The organism is Mesorhizobium sp. M8A.F.Ca.ET.218.01.1.1, from assembly GCF_004791165.1.
GTDB lineage: Bacteria > Pseudomonadota > Alphaproteobacteria > Rhizobiales > Rhizobiaceae > Mesorhizobium.
In genome coordinates this window covers 190,185-204,329 of sequence record NZ_SRUZ01000003.1, presented here as the reverse complement: position 1 = coordinate 204,329, position 14,145 = coordinate 190,185, and the positions used below count along the sequence as shown (strand labels likewise).

The window sequence follows — 14,145 nt, the reverse complement described above, 5'->3', positions numbered from 1 at the left end:
GGAAAAATAAGAGCGTACCGGACCGCGGCTTTGCGCGATGCGGGGATTCTGCGGCAATTCCTGGCTGGTAGAACTGGCCGCGGGTTGCGCTTTGGTGCAGATCGAGCGTTGAATTGCCTGGACTAGATGGGGGGCAATCGCGTGTTCATCCTGCCTCGCTGGCAAATACCGCCGGCAGAATCCAGTAAGGCCACCGGATCGGTCGATCCTGACCTTGCACCGTCCCAAGCGGCACGTTAGCAAGAAGGCTCCCTTCCAAGCGAGCTTTCGACATGCCTCAGCGCCCTGCCCTCTCACCACTCATCGCCGCGCTTCCGTCGACCGTGCCGTTTGTCGGCCCCGAAGCGCAGGAGCGTGAACGCGGGCGCGCTTTCCGTGCCCGCATCGGCGCCAATGAGAGCAGCTTTGGCCCCTCGCCGCGCGTGATCGCCCGCATGGAGAGTGTCGCGCGCGACCAGTGGATGTATTGCGACCCGGACAATTACGACCTTAAAGTTGCGGCGGCCGCGCATCACAATGTGGCTGTCGAGAACGTCGTTGTCGGCGAAGGCATCGACGGCCTGCTCAGCCTGGTGGCGCGCATGTATGTGGCGCCTGGCGATGCGGTGGTCACCTCGCTCGGCGCCTATCCTACCTTCAACTTCCACATTGCCGGTGTCGGCGGCCGGCTGGTGAGCGTCCCATACGAGAACGATCGCGAAAGCCTGGACGGTCTGCTCGCGGCGGTCGTCAGGGAAAAGGCGCCGCTGGTCTATCTGTCCAACCCGGACAATCCGATGGGCAGTTGGTGGGAGGCCGACGAGATCATCGGCTTCATACAAGCCCTGCCGGAAACCACCATGCTGGTGCTCGACGAGGCCTATGGCGAGCTGGGACCGGCCTCGGCCCTGCCGCCGATCGATATTTCGCGGCCAAACGTCATCCGCATGCGAACCTTTTCGAAGGCCTACGGACTTGCCGGCATACGGTGCGGCTATGCGTTGGCCGAGAGGCTGGTGATCAGCGACTTCGAGAAGATCCGCAACCACTATGGCGTCAGCCGCATGGCGCAGATCGCCGGCGTCGAGGCGCTCGCCGACCAGGCCTATCTCGAGACGGTGGTGGCCCGGGTGGCCGCCGGACGGCGGCGCATCGCTGATATCGCCGAACAGAACGGGTTGAAGCCGCTCGCCTCGGCGACCAATTTCGTCACCATCGACTGCGGCCATGATGGTGCTTTCGCCCTGAAAGTGCTGCAGGGACTGTTGTCGCGCGACGTCTTCATCCGCAAGCCGATGGCGCCAGGACTAGACCGCTGCATCCGCGTCAGTGTCGGTCTCGACCACGAATTGGATATCTTCGCCGAGGAATTGCCGGGCGCATTGGCGGCGGCGCGGGGAAACTAGGGCACTTCCGGGCGTTCAGGAGCCATCGCCGCGCCGAGCAGATGCCTGGCACGCGTCAGCACATCCGACAGTTCCGCGGCTTCCCAGTCATTCAGGCCCGCGGTCAGGCGGGCGAGATCACGATCCGTGGCCGCATGAAGCGCGGCCAGCGCGGCCTGGCCGCGCGCGGAGAGCGAAAGAACGCGCGGTCGTAGCGGCGCGGGACCGGTGCACATTTCAGTCAGGCCGGCGGCAGAGAATTTGCGAAGGATTCTGGTGACATAGGCAGGATCCACCTGAAGGCCCCGGGCGATTGCGGAGGCCACCGGTTCGACATCGAGCCGAAGCGCTCGGGCCAGAAAGCCTGTCTTGCCGCCAGGATTGGTGGGGCAATCGCGGGGGCCACGACCGAGCTCGAACAGCACCCGCGCCTCGGTCAGCGTATAGGCACTGTGCATCAACGTCTCGTCGAGCAACCCTATCAGCCCGGTATAGAACCGGTTGAAGCGGCGGATATCGCCGACCAAGGCATTGCGATCGCTCATGCCAGAAGCCTCCGGGAAATTTCCAGACCGCAGGGATGATGGCCAGAAAATTGACCCAGTCAACCATTTACTGGATCAAGTCACTTATTTCCGCAAAAACTCCCGGTCTTCGATTGGATAGTACCTCAAGCCAGTTGCCTTCGTTCGGTGCCGCGCCAGACTCTATGCAAGGGAGTGAGCCATGAAAGACCGGAAAAGGGCGGTTCAGGCGCGCATATACGGCAAGGTTCAAGGTGTCGGCTACAGGATCTGGGCGCGAGGCGAAGCGACAAGGTTCGGGCTGCTGGGCTGGGTGCGCAACGAGAGAGACGGCTCGGTGACGGCATGGCTTACCGGCGCCGACGCGGCGGTTGCGGACATGATCGAGCGGCTACGGCAGGGCCCGCTGGGAGCGGCGGTCTCGCGGATCGATGTGGAAGAGCTGGAGAGTTGGACCACGCCTGGAGATTTCAGGATCATTGCGTAGGAGCATTTCGCTCTCTTGAATTAATTGAACGTTCGTTTTATTACTACCGCCGTCAGCGAGGCGATGATGGCACGCACCACAGGATCAGACGGCGGGCGAACCGAGGCGGCAATCCGCGAAGCGGCGGTCAGCCTGATAGCGCGCTACGGCTATCAAGCGATGTCGATGCGCCAGTTGGCCGCCGAGGTCGGCGTCCAGGCAGCCGCGCTCTATCGCTATTTCCCGACCAAGGAAGAGCTGCTGTTCACACTGATGCGCGAGCATATGCAAGGACTTCGCGAAGCCTGGGAGCACTCCAGGCCGGCCGGCGCGGATCCGGCGCGGCAGCTTGCCGCCTATGTGCGCAACCACATCGCCTTTCATATCGAACGCCGCCACGCCACGCATGTGTCGAACATGGAATTGCGCAGCCTGTCGCCCGGCAGGCTGACGCAGATCCTGCGCATGCGCACGGCCTACGAAAAGGAACTGCGTTCGATCCTGCGCGATGGCGCCGAGGCGGGTATTTTCAGCGTCGAGGACACCGGCCTGACGGCCATGGCGCTGATCCAGATGATGACCGGCGTCATTGTCTGGTTCCGGCCGGGCGAGCGATTGTCGATCGCTGAAGTCACGGCAACATATCTTTCGATGACAATGCGCCTGGTCGGCGCGAAGATCGATGGGGTCATGCGGCAGGAGGAACGGCATGTACACGAACACGCTCAGCTTCGGGCATGACGAGGACGTCGAGGCGTTGCGCGACCTGGTCCGGCGCTTCGCGCAGGACAGGATCGCTCCGCTCGCAGCCGACATCGACCGGGAGAACGAATTCCCCGCGCATCTGTGGCGCGAACTCGGCGCGCTCGGCCTGCTCGGCATTACCGCCGATCCCGATTTCGGCGGCAGCGGCATGGGCTATCTCGCCCACGTGATCGCGGTCGAGGAGATTTCGCGCGCCTCGGCATCGGTCGGCCTCTCCTATGGCGCCCACTCCAATCTCTGCGTCAACCAGATCAACCGTTGGGCAACACCGGCACAGAAGGAAAAATACCTGCCGCCGCTGTGTTCGGGCGAGCATGTCGGGGCGCTCGCCATGTCGGAGCCCGGCGCCGGCTCCGACGTGGTGTCGCTCAAGCTGCGCGCAGACAAGCGCAATGACCGTTATGTGCTCAACGGCACCAAGATGTGGATCACCAACGGTCCGGACGCCGAAACGCTGGTCGTCTACGCCAAGACCGACCCGGAACGGCAATCGCGCGGCATCAGCGCCTTCATCGTCGAAAAGGCGATGCCGGGGTTTTCGGTGGCGCAGAAGCTCGACAAGCTCGGCATGCGAGGCTCCAACACCGGCGAACTGGTCTTTTCGGATGTCGAGGTACCGTTCGACAATGTGCTGCACGAGGAAGGACGCGGCGTCGAGGTGCTGATGTCTGGCCTCGACTATGAGCGCACCGTGCTTGCCGGCGGGCCGATCGGCCTGATGGCGGCGTGCCTCGACGTGGCGATCCCCTATGTTCACGAGCGCAAGCAGTTCGGCCAGCCGATCGGGGAATTCCAGCTCGTGCAAGGCAAGCTTGCCGACATGTATACGGCGATGAACGCAGCGCGCGCCTACGTCTACGCCGTCGCCGCCGCCTGCGACCGCGGCCAGACCAGCCGTAAGGATGCCGCCGGCTGCGTGCTGTTTGCCGCCGAGAAAGCGACGCAGATGGCGCTCGACGCCATCCAGCTGCTTGGCGGCAACGGCTATATCAACGACTATCCGACCGGCCGGCTGCTGCGCGACGCCAAGCTCTACGAGATCGGGGCCGGCACCAGCGAAATCCGCCGCTGGCTGATCGGCCGCGAAATCATGGCGGAGGGAGCGTAGCATGGCCACGCTGCAAACCCAGATTTCTCCTTCCTCCGAAACCTTCCGTGCCAATGCCGAGCGCATGCGGGCTCTGGTTGCCGACATCGCCGAAAAGGCCACGGCCGTCGAGCGGGGCGGCTCGGACGAGGCACGCGAGCGCCATGTCGGCCGTGGCAAGCTGTTGCCGCGCGAACGCCTGGCGCAATTGCTGGACACCGGTTCGCCTTTCCTCGAGATCGGCCAGTTCGCCGCCTGGTCGATGTATGGCGAGGAGATTTCGTCGGCCGGCCTGATCGCCGGCATCGGCCGTGTCGAGGGCACCGAGGTGATGGTCGTCGTCAACGACGCCACCGTGAAGGGCGGCACCTATTATCCGCTGACGGTGAAGAAGCATCTGCGGGCGCAGGAGATCGCGCTGCAAAACAACCTGCCTTGCGTCTATCTGGTCGACAGCGGCGGCGCCAATCTGCCCAACCAGGACGAGGTCTTTCCCGACCGCGAGCATTTCGGCCGCATCTTCTACAACCAGGCCAACATGTCGGCGGCCGGCATCCCGCAGATCGCCTGCGTCATGGGTTCCTGCACCGCCGGCGGCGCCTATGTGCCGGCGATGTCGGACGAGACGATCATGGTGCGCAACCAGGCGACCATCTTCCTCGGCGGACCGCCGCTGGTGAAGGCGGCCACCGGCGAGGATGTCAGCGCCGAGGATCTGGGCGGCGCTGATGTGCACACCCGGCTTTCCGGTGTCGCCGATCACTATGCACTGGACGACGAACACGCGCTCGCCATTTGCCGGCGCATAATCAAGAACCTGAATCGGAACAAGGCTGTAAGCCTGAAGTTACAGAAAGCGATTCCGCCGCTTCATCCGGCGGATGAGCTCTACGGCATCGTCCCGACCGATCTGCGCCAGCCCTATGACGTGCGCGAGGTGATCGCGCGCGTCGTCGACGGTTCAGAATTCGATGAGTTCAAGCAGAACTACGGCACGACGCTGATCACCGGCTTTGCCCATCTCCACGGCATGCCGGTCGGCATCATCGCCAACAATGGCGTGCTGTTTTCCGAGAGCGCGCTGAAGGGCGCGCACTTCATCGAATTGTGCTGCCAGCGCAAGATCCCGCTGGTTTTCCTGCAGAACATCACCGGCTTCATGGTCGGCAGGAAATACGAGGCGGGCGGCATCGCCAAGGACGGCGCCAAGCTGGTGATGGCGGTTGCGACCGCCAGGGTGCCCAAGGTGACCGTCATCGTCGGCGGTTCGTTCGGGGCCGGCAATTACGGCATGTGCGGCCGCGCCTACTCACCTCGCTTCCTGTGGATGTGGCCCAACGCCCGCATCTCGGTGATGGGCGGCGAGCAGGCGGCGACGGTGCTAGCCATGGTCAAGCGCGAAGGCATCGAGCGCAAGGGCGGGGAATGGACCGCCGAGGAGGAGGCGAAATTCAAGAAGCCGATCCTGATGAAGTACGAGCATGAAGGCCACCCGCTCTATTCCTCGGCAAGGCTCTGGGATGACGGTATCATCGATCCGGCCCGGACACGCGAGGTGCTGGCGCTCAGCCTGTCGGCCGCGCTCAACGCCGAGATCGAGGAGACACGCTTCGGTGTGTTCAGGATGTGATGATGAGCGCCACGGGCGACCGGATCAGCGTTCACACCGGCGACATCACCAAGCTGGCGGTCGATGCCATCGTCAACGCCGCCAACTCCTCGCTGCTCGGTGGCGGCGGGGTCGACGGAGCCATTCACCGCGCCGCCGGGCCGGAACTCGAATTCGAATGTCGCATGCTCAATGGCTGCAAGACGGGCGATGCAAAGCTGACCAAGGGTTATCGGCTGCCGGCCCGCCAAATCATCCATACGGTCGGGCCGGTTTGGCAGGGTGGCGGCAAGGGTGAGGCAGAACTGCTCGCCTCCTGCTACCAGCGCTCGCTCGAAATCGCTTTTGCCAATGATTACCGGACAATTGCCTTTCCAGCAATCTCGACTGGTGTCTACCGGTATCCGAAGGCTGAAGCGACTGCGATCGCGGTCCGAACGGTCGGCAGCTTCCTTGCACGGAACACATCGCCGGAAACCGTTACTTTCTGCTGCTTCGATGAGCCGACTTCAGAACTATACCGAAGAGCCATTGCTGCTCTGGGGGAAAGTTGAACTGTATGGACCAATCGATTCATCATCATAGCCAAATGAAAATTTCTACCGGCGAACTGGCGGCGGCACCGAATGTTCGCTATTGCTCACACTGGGTTGGGCAATTGGGCTGGGGTGAAAATGGTTCGGAAATATTGTCGCAAGTCGGCAGCGTCGATACTTGCAGGATTACTAATGTTCTCGGCGACTGGCATGAGCAGGGCCAAATCGCTTGCAGGCAGGAAAGACCACGTTCGTTTCCCGGTGCTGACCGGACTGCTTGTCGTAACGACAGTCGCCGCCGCGACGGCGGGTTCACTGGCGGGAAGCAAGGGAGACGTGCATTTTCCACCGACCATGGGCTCGGATCCGAAAAGCGAATGCAACGTGGCGTACAAAGCCTATATCGCGGCGGGCGGTCATTCGGCCTACGCCACGACCTTTTATTCGCGCGTTGTCGACCTCTACATCATCTGCGGGACGAAGCTCAACGCGCCGTCCCAGAAGGCCGCGGAAGAAATGGCGCTGCGCAACTGCCAGGCCGGCTTGACACGGTGGAAGCTCAAGACCGCGAGCGGCGGCTGCGCCATCTCGGCGTCGAAGTAGGCAGGGCCGAACGCCAGCTGGAGCACTCCCTTGGTAAGGGAGAGGTCGAGGGAACGTCTGCCAGCATAGGTCGGCGGGACAGCGTGCCTCTCGTGGGGGATATGTCCGGCAGGACTGAGGCGAGCGCGAAGCAAGGCCTGCGTCGCTCGAAGCAAATTCGCCGCTGGAGGCTCCATGTTTAGCAAGATCCTGATCGCCAATCGGGGCGAGATCGCTTGCCGCGTCATCCGCACCGCCCGCAAGCTCGGCGTGCACACCGTCGCCGTCTATTCGGATGCCGACGCGAGATCCCTGCATGTCGAAATGGCCGACGAGGCGGTCCATATCGGCCCCTCGCCTGTCGGCGAGAGCTATCTGCGCGGCGACAGGATCGTCGCGGCAGCACTTGCGACGGGTGCCGAAGCGATCCATCCGGGCTATGGCTTCCTCTCGGAAAACCCTGACTTCGTCGATCAGGTCACAGCCGCAGGGCTCACCTTCATTGGCCCATCGGCCGCTTCGATCCGCGCCATGGGGCTCAAGGACGCCGCCAAGCGGCTGATGGAGAAAGCCGGCGTTCCGGTCGTGCCGGGCTATCATGGCGAGGCGCAGGAGATCGTTCTGCTTGCCTCGAAAGCCCGCGAGATCGGCTATCCCGTGCTGATCAAGGCGCGTGCCGGCGGCGGCGGCAAGGGCATGCGGCGCGTCGAGCATCCCGATGATTTTTCCGAGGCGCTGTCCAGCGCCCGGCGCGAAGCCAAGGCCGCCTTCGGCGACGACCGCGTGCTGGTCGAAAAATACGTCGACAAGCCACGGCATATCGAAGTGCAGGTGTTCGGCGACAATTTCGGCAATGCCGTGCATCTCTACGAACGCGACTGCTCGGCGCAACGCCGCCACCAGAAGGTGATCGAGGAGACCCCCGCCCCCGGCATGACGCCGGCCTTGCGCAAGGCGATGACGGAGGCGGCGGTGAAGGCCGCCAAGGCGATCAACTATTCCGGCGCCGGCACCATCGAGTTCATCGTCGACGCCTCGCAAGGCCTCAAGGCCGACCGCTTCTGGTTCATGGAAATGAACACCCGCCTGCAGGTCGAGCATCCGGTCACCGAGATGGTCACCGGCACCGATCTCGTCGAGTGGCAGTTACGCGTCGCCAGCGGCGAAAAACTACCGAAGACACAAAGCGAGATCGCGCTTTGCGGCCATGCCTTCGAGGCGCGCATCTATGCAGAGGACGCGGCCAAGGGGTTTCTGCCGGCGACGGGCACGCTGCACCACCTGAAATTTCCGGGCGTTGCCCCCGAGGGTGCCGCGATGCGCATCGAGACCGGCGTGCGGGCTGGCGATGCCATCTCGCCCTATTACGACCCCATGATCGCGAAGCTGGTCGTCCATTCCGGGGACAGGCAGGCGGCGCTGGAGGCGCTCCGCACCGCGCTCGCGCAAATCGAGATTGCCGGCTCCACCGTCAACGCCGCTTTTCTTGCCGCTCTTGCCGCCGATCCGGATTTTGCGGCGGGCGACGTCGATACCGGCCTGATCGGCAGACACCAGGAGATGCTGACGGCGGTCGCGCCGCCGACCGGCGAAGTCATCTCGGCTGCCGCGCTGGCGGCCTCGGGTGCCGGAGCATTGCCGTCGTCGGACGACCCCTGGTCGTCGCTTGCCGGCTATGCGCATTTCCACGGGGTTGCGCGGCGCATGCGGCTGAAGTTCGGCGACGAGGCCATCCTGGCCAAGGTTTCAATGCGGCCGGACGGACGCTTTCAGGTGGCGCTCGATGCGCCGTATGACAGCACCAATTCGCATGACCTTCGGGCCGTTCCCCGCCTCGCCCGCTGGCCTGGCCACATCACCGTGTTCGAAGGCGCTGTCGCCTATACTTTCACCGTGCCGGATCCCCTGGCCAGGAGCGATGAAGCCGCTGCCGCCTCCGGCAGCCTGCGCGCGCCGATGCCGGGTCTCGTCAAGCTTGTGCGCGTGGCGAAAGGCGACGCCGTGATCAAGGGACAAATTCTGCTGATCCTCGAAGCGATGAAGATGGAGCACACCATCGCCGCCCCGCATGACGGGGTGATCGCCGAGATCGCCGGGGAAGGGTCACAGGTCACCGACGGGGCGGTGCTGGTGGGGTTCATCGAGGACCAGAACGCGTCGACCGCCGCCACCGGCCGATAGCCGGAGCGCATCGCGGACCGCAAACAGAAATGGCCGGGAAGAACCCGGCCATTTCCTTGGACTAGAGCGGTTCAGAGTTTGATAGAATCTCTGACCCGCTCTAACTTCTTGTTTTTACGCAATTCTGGACGGAAAACCGCTACACACTTTTCCTAGAATTGCTCTAGCCGATCGTCGGAGCGATTACTGCGCGATCGGCGCGTACTTGCCGTCATGCCACTGGTTGATGTCATAGCTGGCATTTTTGAGGTCGCCCTTCTCGTCGAAGGTGACGTCGCCGACAACGGTGCTGATCGGCGTGCCGTTCTTCAACGCTTCGGCAACCTTGGCCGGATCGTCGCTGCCGGCACGCTTGATGCCTTCGGCGAAAGCCTGGACCACGGCGTAGGAGAACAGCGTGAAGCCTTCCGGCACGAAGCCGCCGGCCTTGATCTTCTCGACGGCCGCCTTGGCTTCCGGCTTTGCCTGCGGATCCGACGGGAACACGAACATGGTGCCCTCGCCGGCCGGGCCGGCAACCTGCCAGAACTCCGGCGAGGCGATCGAGTCCGGCATGATCAGCTGGAACTTCAGGTTCTGTTCGGCCGACTGACGCAGGATCAGGCCAGCCTCAGGATGGTAGCCGCCGAAATAGACGACATCGGCCTTGAGATCCTTCAGCTTGGTGACAAGCGCCGAATAGTCCTTCTCGCCGGGGTTGATGGCGTCATAGTAGACTTCCTTGAGGCCACCGGTATTCATGGTTGCCCTGACGGCGTCAGCCACGCCCTGACCGTAGGCGCTCTTGTCGTGCAGGATGACCACATTCTTGCCGGCATACTTCTTGGCGATCCACGGGCCGATGAAGGCGCCCTGTGCGTCGTCACGCGTATAAAGACGCATGATCGTCGGCCAGCCGGACTTGGCCGCGGCGTCGGTCAGCACCGGGTTCGAAGAGGCCGGACTCATCATCAGCGCACCGGCTTCGGCATAGACGGCCGAGGCCGGAATGCTCGAACCCGAGCAGGCATGACCGTCGATGAACTTGACGCCGTTGGCGATGATGCGGTTGGCGACCGAAACGGCCTGCTTGGGGTCGCACTGGTCGTCCTCGATGTCGAGCTTGATCATCGAGCCGTTGACGCCGCCCGCGGCGTTGATGGCATCGGCCGCGGCCTGTGCGCCCTGCTTGAACTGATCGCCGATGGTCGCGAGCTGTCCGGTCATCGGGCCAACCACCGATACGGTGATGTCGTCGGCGAATGCGACAGGCGCGCTCATCATCAGGCCGAAAATGGCCGCGCTCAAAATACTCATTTTTTTCATGACAATAGAACTCCTCCACTCACGCGCGGCCGCCCCGGCCGCGCTTCTTCCAGAGAGGCGGGACAATTTCATCCTTCACCGGGCCTGTCTAGGCGCATTGGCGCCGCTCGATTGGGCCTGCGCGGTCTCATCCACGCAAAAAGCCACGCCAGCCTTGTTCCGGCTGGTCGTGGCTTTTTGCCTGTCAGGCTGTTTCCCCGGCGCCCCCGCGCTGTGAACCCAACCCACCTTCCCTGTCTTCCTGTTGGCCATGATCTTGCCGAAGCCCCGATTCCACTTTCGGGATCATGGTCCGTCGCGCGGCTTGGGCCTGTCGGCCTGCCGCATTCTTTTTGTTGTTGGCCCGTGGCCTGGCTGTCTGCGCGGCCTTGTCCCTGTTGGCCCGACCGTCTTTTAGCGGTCTTGGCCGGAGCGTCCCCGTCTGGCGGAACTCAGTGCATGGTCATCCATTCGCGGGCTTCGCGCAGCGCCTTGGCGATCTCGACCTTCGACATGGCCGACGAGAGTTCCGAGCGCAGTTCCGCGGCGCGGGCCGAACCCTTGATGGCGGCGATGTTGAACCATTTGTGGGCGGCAACGACATCGGTCTCGCAATCGCGACCGGTCGCATACATCATGCCCAGTTCGAAAAGAATGTCGGCCTGGGCAGTTGCCCCCATGGCGCCGAAGCCTGCTTCAAGCATTTCAAAACGTGCCATTTTAGTCCCCTGTCTGGCTCCCGAGAGCTGCCTCCGTTTGTCTTGTCCGGGGCGCGCTCTTTCGATGCTTTCGAGAATGCCGCGCAGGCTTGAATCCGTCGTTAAATGGCGTGCTTAATTTGAGGAAAACAAAGCTAAAACAAGAGGTAAACACGGAAATTCGTTAAGGATACGAAACCAGCAATTCGGCTGGTTTTCGCCAAATTTGACGAAAATTTTCGGGACCCCGATCAACACTCCGCTAACCACGGGAAACAAACACGACGCGGCGATCGTTTCCGTTTCCGTCCCGACAGAGCGAATTCAGCCGCTTTCAAAACGCCAAAGTCTTCCGTTGCGGCACCGCTTTTGTTTTGACGGAAGCTGGACTAGCTTACGTTTGCGTAAGCGGCAGACCGGCGAGGCGGAGCATCCGGCCGGCTATCCAAACGGAGGAAGACATGTTTCGAAAAGTGAGCCTGGCCCTGGCGGCCACTTTGATGCTGAGCGGCGCGGCATGGGCCGATCCGATCGAGGGCAACTGGAAAACGCAGGCAGGCGACACCGCGGCCATTTCAGGCGGCGATTCATTTTCCATTACGCTCAAGTCCGGTAAATATGCCGGCAAGACCATCGGATCGCTCAAGGCGGCCGGCGACAACAAATATACCGGCAACATCACCGATCCGGCAAACGACAAGACCTATTCCGGCAAGGCGACATTGGCTGGCACCTCGCTCAAGATGAGCGGTTGCGTGCTAGGCGGACTGATCTGCAAGAGCCAGACCTGGCACAAGCTCTGATCGTCCATCTCCTTGCGATCTCAAAACGGGGCCCGGCGGGCCCCGTTTTCGTTTTATCGACGCGCTGACCGTGACCCTCGATGGCCGTTCGGGCCGGCGGCGACCCAGCCAATGTCCCGTCAATCAATTTGAACCGCAGATGAACGCCGGCCTCAGAGCCGGTTCAGAGGCGTCAGGGCATTCTCCTGCGTGTTGAAGGAGACACGGACCCAATGCTTGCTCGCCGCTTCACCATCGTCTGCCTGCTGATGAGCCTGTTTGGGATGTTCTTCGCCATCCTCGTCGCCGAAGCGGCCCGGTCCCCCCGCTCCTGGGAGGAAGCCGCCAGAATGTGCCACCTCGCCTGCCCGACCAACCTTCGCCACTGAAACAGAGAACCAGACCTCGAAAAGAAAAGCACAGACATCATGAACCGCATCGCCGCCAACCTCGCCAAGACCCTCCGGCTCCTGCCGAGGGCGGCGCTTATCCTGGTGCTCCTGGCCGCTCCGGTCCTGGCGGTGCCGATGATGCGCGCCGATGCCGGCTCGACGATCGAGGCGCCGGCGCTCAGAAAGTCCGGCGTCGGGTTCGTGCTGCTGGTCAGCCTGCAGCGGGGTTGAAGAAAAATGGCGCTTTGAGCGCCTTCGGCGGCGAGCCCCCTCCCAACCGCCTCCCCAAGTCTCTATATTGAGTCATGGAAAAGCGAATCTACCCCCAAGCCATCGAATCAGTCGTCATGCCCGAGCCTTTTGGCCGGCAAAGCTTCGACAATGCCGAAAAGGCCGTTACCGCGCTGAAGGTGCTTTACAACCGCAACACCAAGTTCCTTCGCGATTCCTTCGCAGCCCTTGCCGCCGGCGGCGACAGCAGCAAGCGCTACCGGGCCTTCTACCCCGAGATCGGCGTCACCACGAGTTCGTTCACCCAGGTCGACTCGCGCCAGGCCTATGGCCACATGCCGACGCCCGGCCATTTCGCCACCACGGTGACCCAGCCGGACCTGTTCGAGACCTACCTCATCGAGCAGCTTCGGCTGATCATGCGCAATCACGGCGTGTCGGTGACCGTCTCGGAATCGACCACGCCGATTCCCCTGCATTTCGCTTTCCTGGAAGGCACCTATGTGGACGGCGCCGCTGCCGAGCGCATCAAGCGGCCGATCCGCGACCTGTTCGACGTGCCGGATCTCGACGGTACCGACGATCAGATCGCCAACGGCACGTTCGAGGTCGCCTTCGGCGAGCCCCGGCCGCTGGCGCCGTTCACGGCGCAGCGCATCGACTATTCACTGCACCGCATGACGCACTACACCGCAACCAGCCCGCAGCATTTCCAGAACTTCGTGCTGTTCACCAACTATCAGTTCTACATCGACGAGTTCGTCGCCCGCGCCCGCGACCTGATGGAAAAGGGGGGCCACGGCTACACAGAATTTGTCGAACCCGGTAACGTCATCACCCGGGCCGGGCAGAGTGCGCCCAGCGAAGGCGTAGCGCCACAGCGCCTGCCGCAGATGCCGGCCTACCATCTGAAGAAGCCGAACCATGGCGGCATCACCATGGTCAATATCGGCGTGGGTCCTTCCAACGCCAAGACCATCACCGACCATATCGCGGTGCTTCGGCCACATGCCTGGGTGATGCTTGGTCACTGCGCCGGGCTGCGCAACACTCAGGCACTGGGTGATTATGTGCTGGCGCATGCCTATGTGCGCGAGGATCACGTTCTGGACGACGATCTGCCGGTCTGGGTGCCGATCCCGCCATTGGCCGAGATCCAGGTTGCGCTGCAGGAAGCAGTCGCCGAGGTCACTGGCCTGTCTGGCTATGACCTGAAGCGCATCATGCGCACGGGCACCGTCGCCACCATCGACAACCGCAACTGGGAACTGCGCGACCAGCGCGGACCGGTGCAGCGCCTGTCACAGTCGCGCGCGATCGCGCTCGATATGGAATCGGCCACGATCGCCGCCAATGGTTTCCGCTTCCGGGTGCCCTATGGCACGCTGCTGTGCGTTTCCGACAAGCCGCTGCATGGCGAGTTGAAATTGCCTGGGATGGCGACCGAGTTCTACAAACGCCAGGTGGCGCAGCACCTGACCATTGGCATCAGGGCGATGGAGAAGCTGGCCGAGATGCCGATGGAGCGGCTGCATTCGCGCAAGCTCAGGAGCTTTTCGGAGACAGCGTTCCAGTAGGCGGTCGTGCGAAGCCTCGGCGAGGCAATTGGTCGTCTTGCTCAGGCCGTAATTTGGCGGACAAGCA

General features: G+C 62.8%; 15 protein-coding genes. 12 read left to right on the top strand and 3 right to left on the bottom strand.

Going from position 1 to position 14,145, the window contains the following annotated elements; genetic code table 11:
- The first annotated feature begins 272 nt into the window (after positions 1-272).
- Positions 273-1,385, top strand: coding sequence for a pyridoxal phosphate-dependent aminotransferase (locus EN861_RS12085; protein ID WP_135863719.1), 1,113 nt, complete (start codon positions 273-275; stop codon positions 1,383-1,385).
- On the opposite strand, the gene EN861_RS12080 is transcribed toward EN861_RS12085, so the two are convergent.
- Positions 1,382-1,909 (bottom strand): MarR family winged helix-turn-helix transcriptional regulator, encoded by a 528-nt coding sequence (locus EN861_RS12080; RefSeq protein WP_135863717.1) that lies wholly within the window; start codon positions 1,907-1,909, stop codon positions 1,382-1,384. The genes EN861_RS12085 and EN861_RS12080 overlap by 4 nt on opposite strands.
- 181 nt (positions 1,910-2,090) lie before the next feature.
- Here EN861_RS12080 and EN861_RS12075 point away from each other — a divergent pair, with 181 nt between their 5' ends.
- From EN861_RS12075 to EN861_RS12045, 7 genes are all read left to right on the top strand, one after another.
- Complete coding sequence (locus tag EN861_RS12075; RefSeq protein WP_127278538.1) at positions 2,091-2,375, top strand: acylphosphatase; 285 nt, start codon at positions 2,091-2,093, stop codon at positions 2,373-2,375.
- A 66-nt stretch (positions 2,376-2,441) separates the two neighbouring features.
- The gene (locus tag EN861_RS12070) at positions 2,442-3,095 is read left to right on the top strand and encodes a TetR/AcrR family transcriptional regulator (protein ID WP_127871371.1); all 654 of its coding nucleotides are present in this window, start codon (positions 2,442-2,444) and stop codon (positions 3,093-3,095) included.
- Positions 3,064-4,227, top strand: a complete 1,164-nt coding sequence (locus EN861_RS12065) for an isovaleryl-CoA dehydrogenase (RefSeq protein WP_127871370.1) — start codon at positions 3,064-3,066, stop codon at positions 4,225-4,227. Before EN861_RS12070 ends, EN861_RS12065 begins: the two co-directional genes overlap by 32 nt.
- A gap of 1 nt (position 4,228) precedes the next feature.
- Positions 4,229-5,836 carry a carboxyl transferase domain-containing protein gene (locus tag EN861_RS12060; protein WP_127871369.1) on the top strand — a complete coding sequence of 536 codons (1,608 nt, stop codon included), beginning with the start codon at positions 4,229-4,231 and terminating at the stop codon, positions 5,834-5,836.
- A gap of 2 nt (positions 5,837-5,838) precedes the next feature.
- Positions 5,839-6,369, top strand: coding sequence for an O-acetyl-ADP-ribose deacetylase (locus tag EN861_RS12055; RefSeq protein ID WP_135863715.1), 531 nt, complete (start codon positions 5,839-5,841; stop codon positions 6,367-6,369).
- A gap of 120 nt (positions 6,370-6,489) precedes the next feature.
- Positions 6,490-6,954: a hypothetical protein gene (locus EN861_RS12050; RefSeq protein ID WP_127871367.1), complete on the top strand. Its 465-nt coding sequence runs from the start codon at positions 6,490-6,492 to the stop codon at positions 6,952-6,954.
- Between the two features lie 174 nt (positions 6,955-7,128).
- Entirely contained in the window at positions 7,129-9,114 is a 1,986-nt protein-coding gene (locus EN861_RS12045; RefSeq protein WP_127280394.1) for an acetyl/propionyl/methylcrotonyl-CoA carboxylase subunit alpha, read from the top strand.
- A 183-nt stretch (positions 9,115-9,297) separates the two neighbouring features.
- Here the strand turns inward: EN861_RS12045 and EN861_RS12040 are convergent, their stop codons facing one another.
- Complete coding sequence (locus EN861_RS12040) at positions 9,298-10,419, bottom strand: branched-chain amino acid ABC transporter substrate-binding protein (protein WP_127281159.1); 1,122 nt, start codon at positions 10,417-10,419, stop codon at positions 9,298-9,300.
- A 431-nt stretch (positions 10,420-10,850) separates the two neighbouring features.
- Positions 10,851-11,117 carry a sel1 repeat family protein gene (locus EN861_RS12035; protein WP_127871365.1) on the bottom strand — a complete coding sequence of 89 codons (267 nt, stop codon included), beginning with the start codon at positions 11,115-11,117 and terminating at the stop codon, positions 10,851-10,853.
- A 440-nt stretch (positions 11,118-11,557) separates the two neighbouring features.
- On the opposite strand from EN861_RS12035, the gene EN861_RS12030 reads away from it, so the two are divergent.
- The 4 genes from EN861_RS12030 (at position 11,558) to EN861_RS12020 (ending at position 14,078) form a co-directional block, all read left to right on the top strand.
- Positions 11,558-11,899, top strand: coding sequence for a DUF2147 domain-containing protein (locus EN861_RS12030; RefSeq protein WP_127871364.1), 342 nt, complete (start codon positions 11,558-11,560; stop codon positions 11,897-11,899).
- A 212-nt stretch (positions 11,900-12,111) separates the two neighbouring features.
- On the top strand, positions 12,112-12,267 hold the full coding sequence (locus EN861_RS35405; protein ID WP_167531191.1) for a hypothetical protein: 156 nt from the start codon (positions 12,112-12,114) through the stop codon (positions 12,265-12,267).
- A gap of 39 nt (positions 12,268-12,306) precedes the next feature.
- Positions 12,307-12,501, top strand: a complete 195-nt coding sequence (locus tag EN861_RS12025) for a hypothetical protein (RefSeq protein WP_127871363.1) — start codon at positions 12,307-12,309, stop codon at positions 12,499-12,501.
- A gap of 116 nt (positions 12,502-12,617) precedes the next feature.
- Positions 12,618-14,078 (top strand): AMP nucleosidase, encoded by a 1,461-nt coding sequence (locus EN861_RS12020; protein WP_245511630.1) that lies wholly within the window; start codon positions 12,618-12,620, stop codon positions 14,076-14,078.
- Positions 14,079-14,145: the final 67 nt, after the last annotated feature.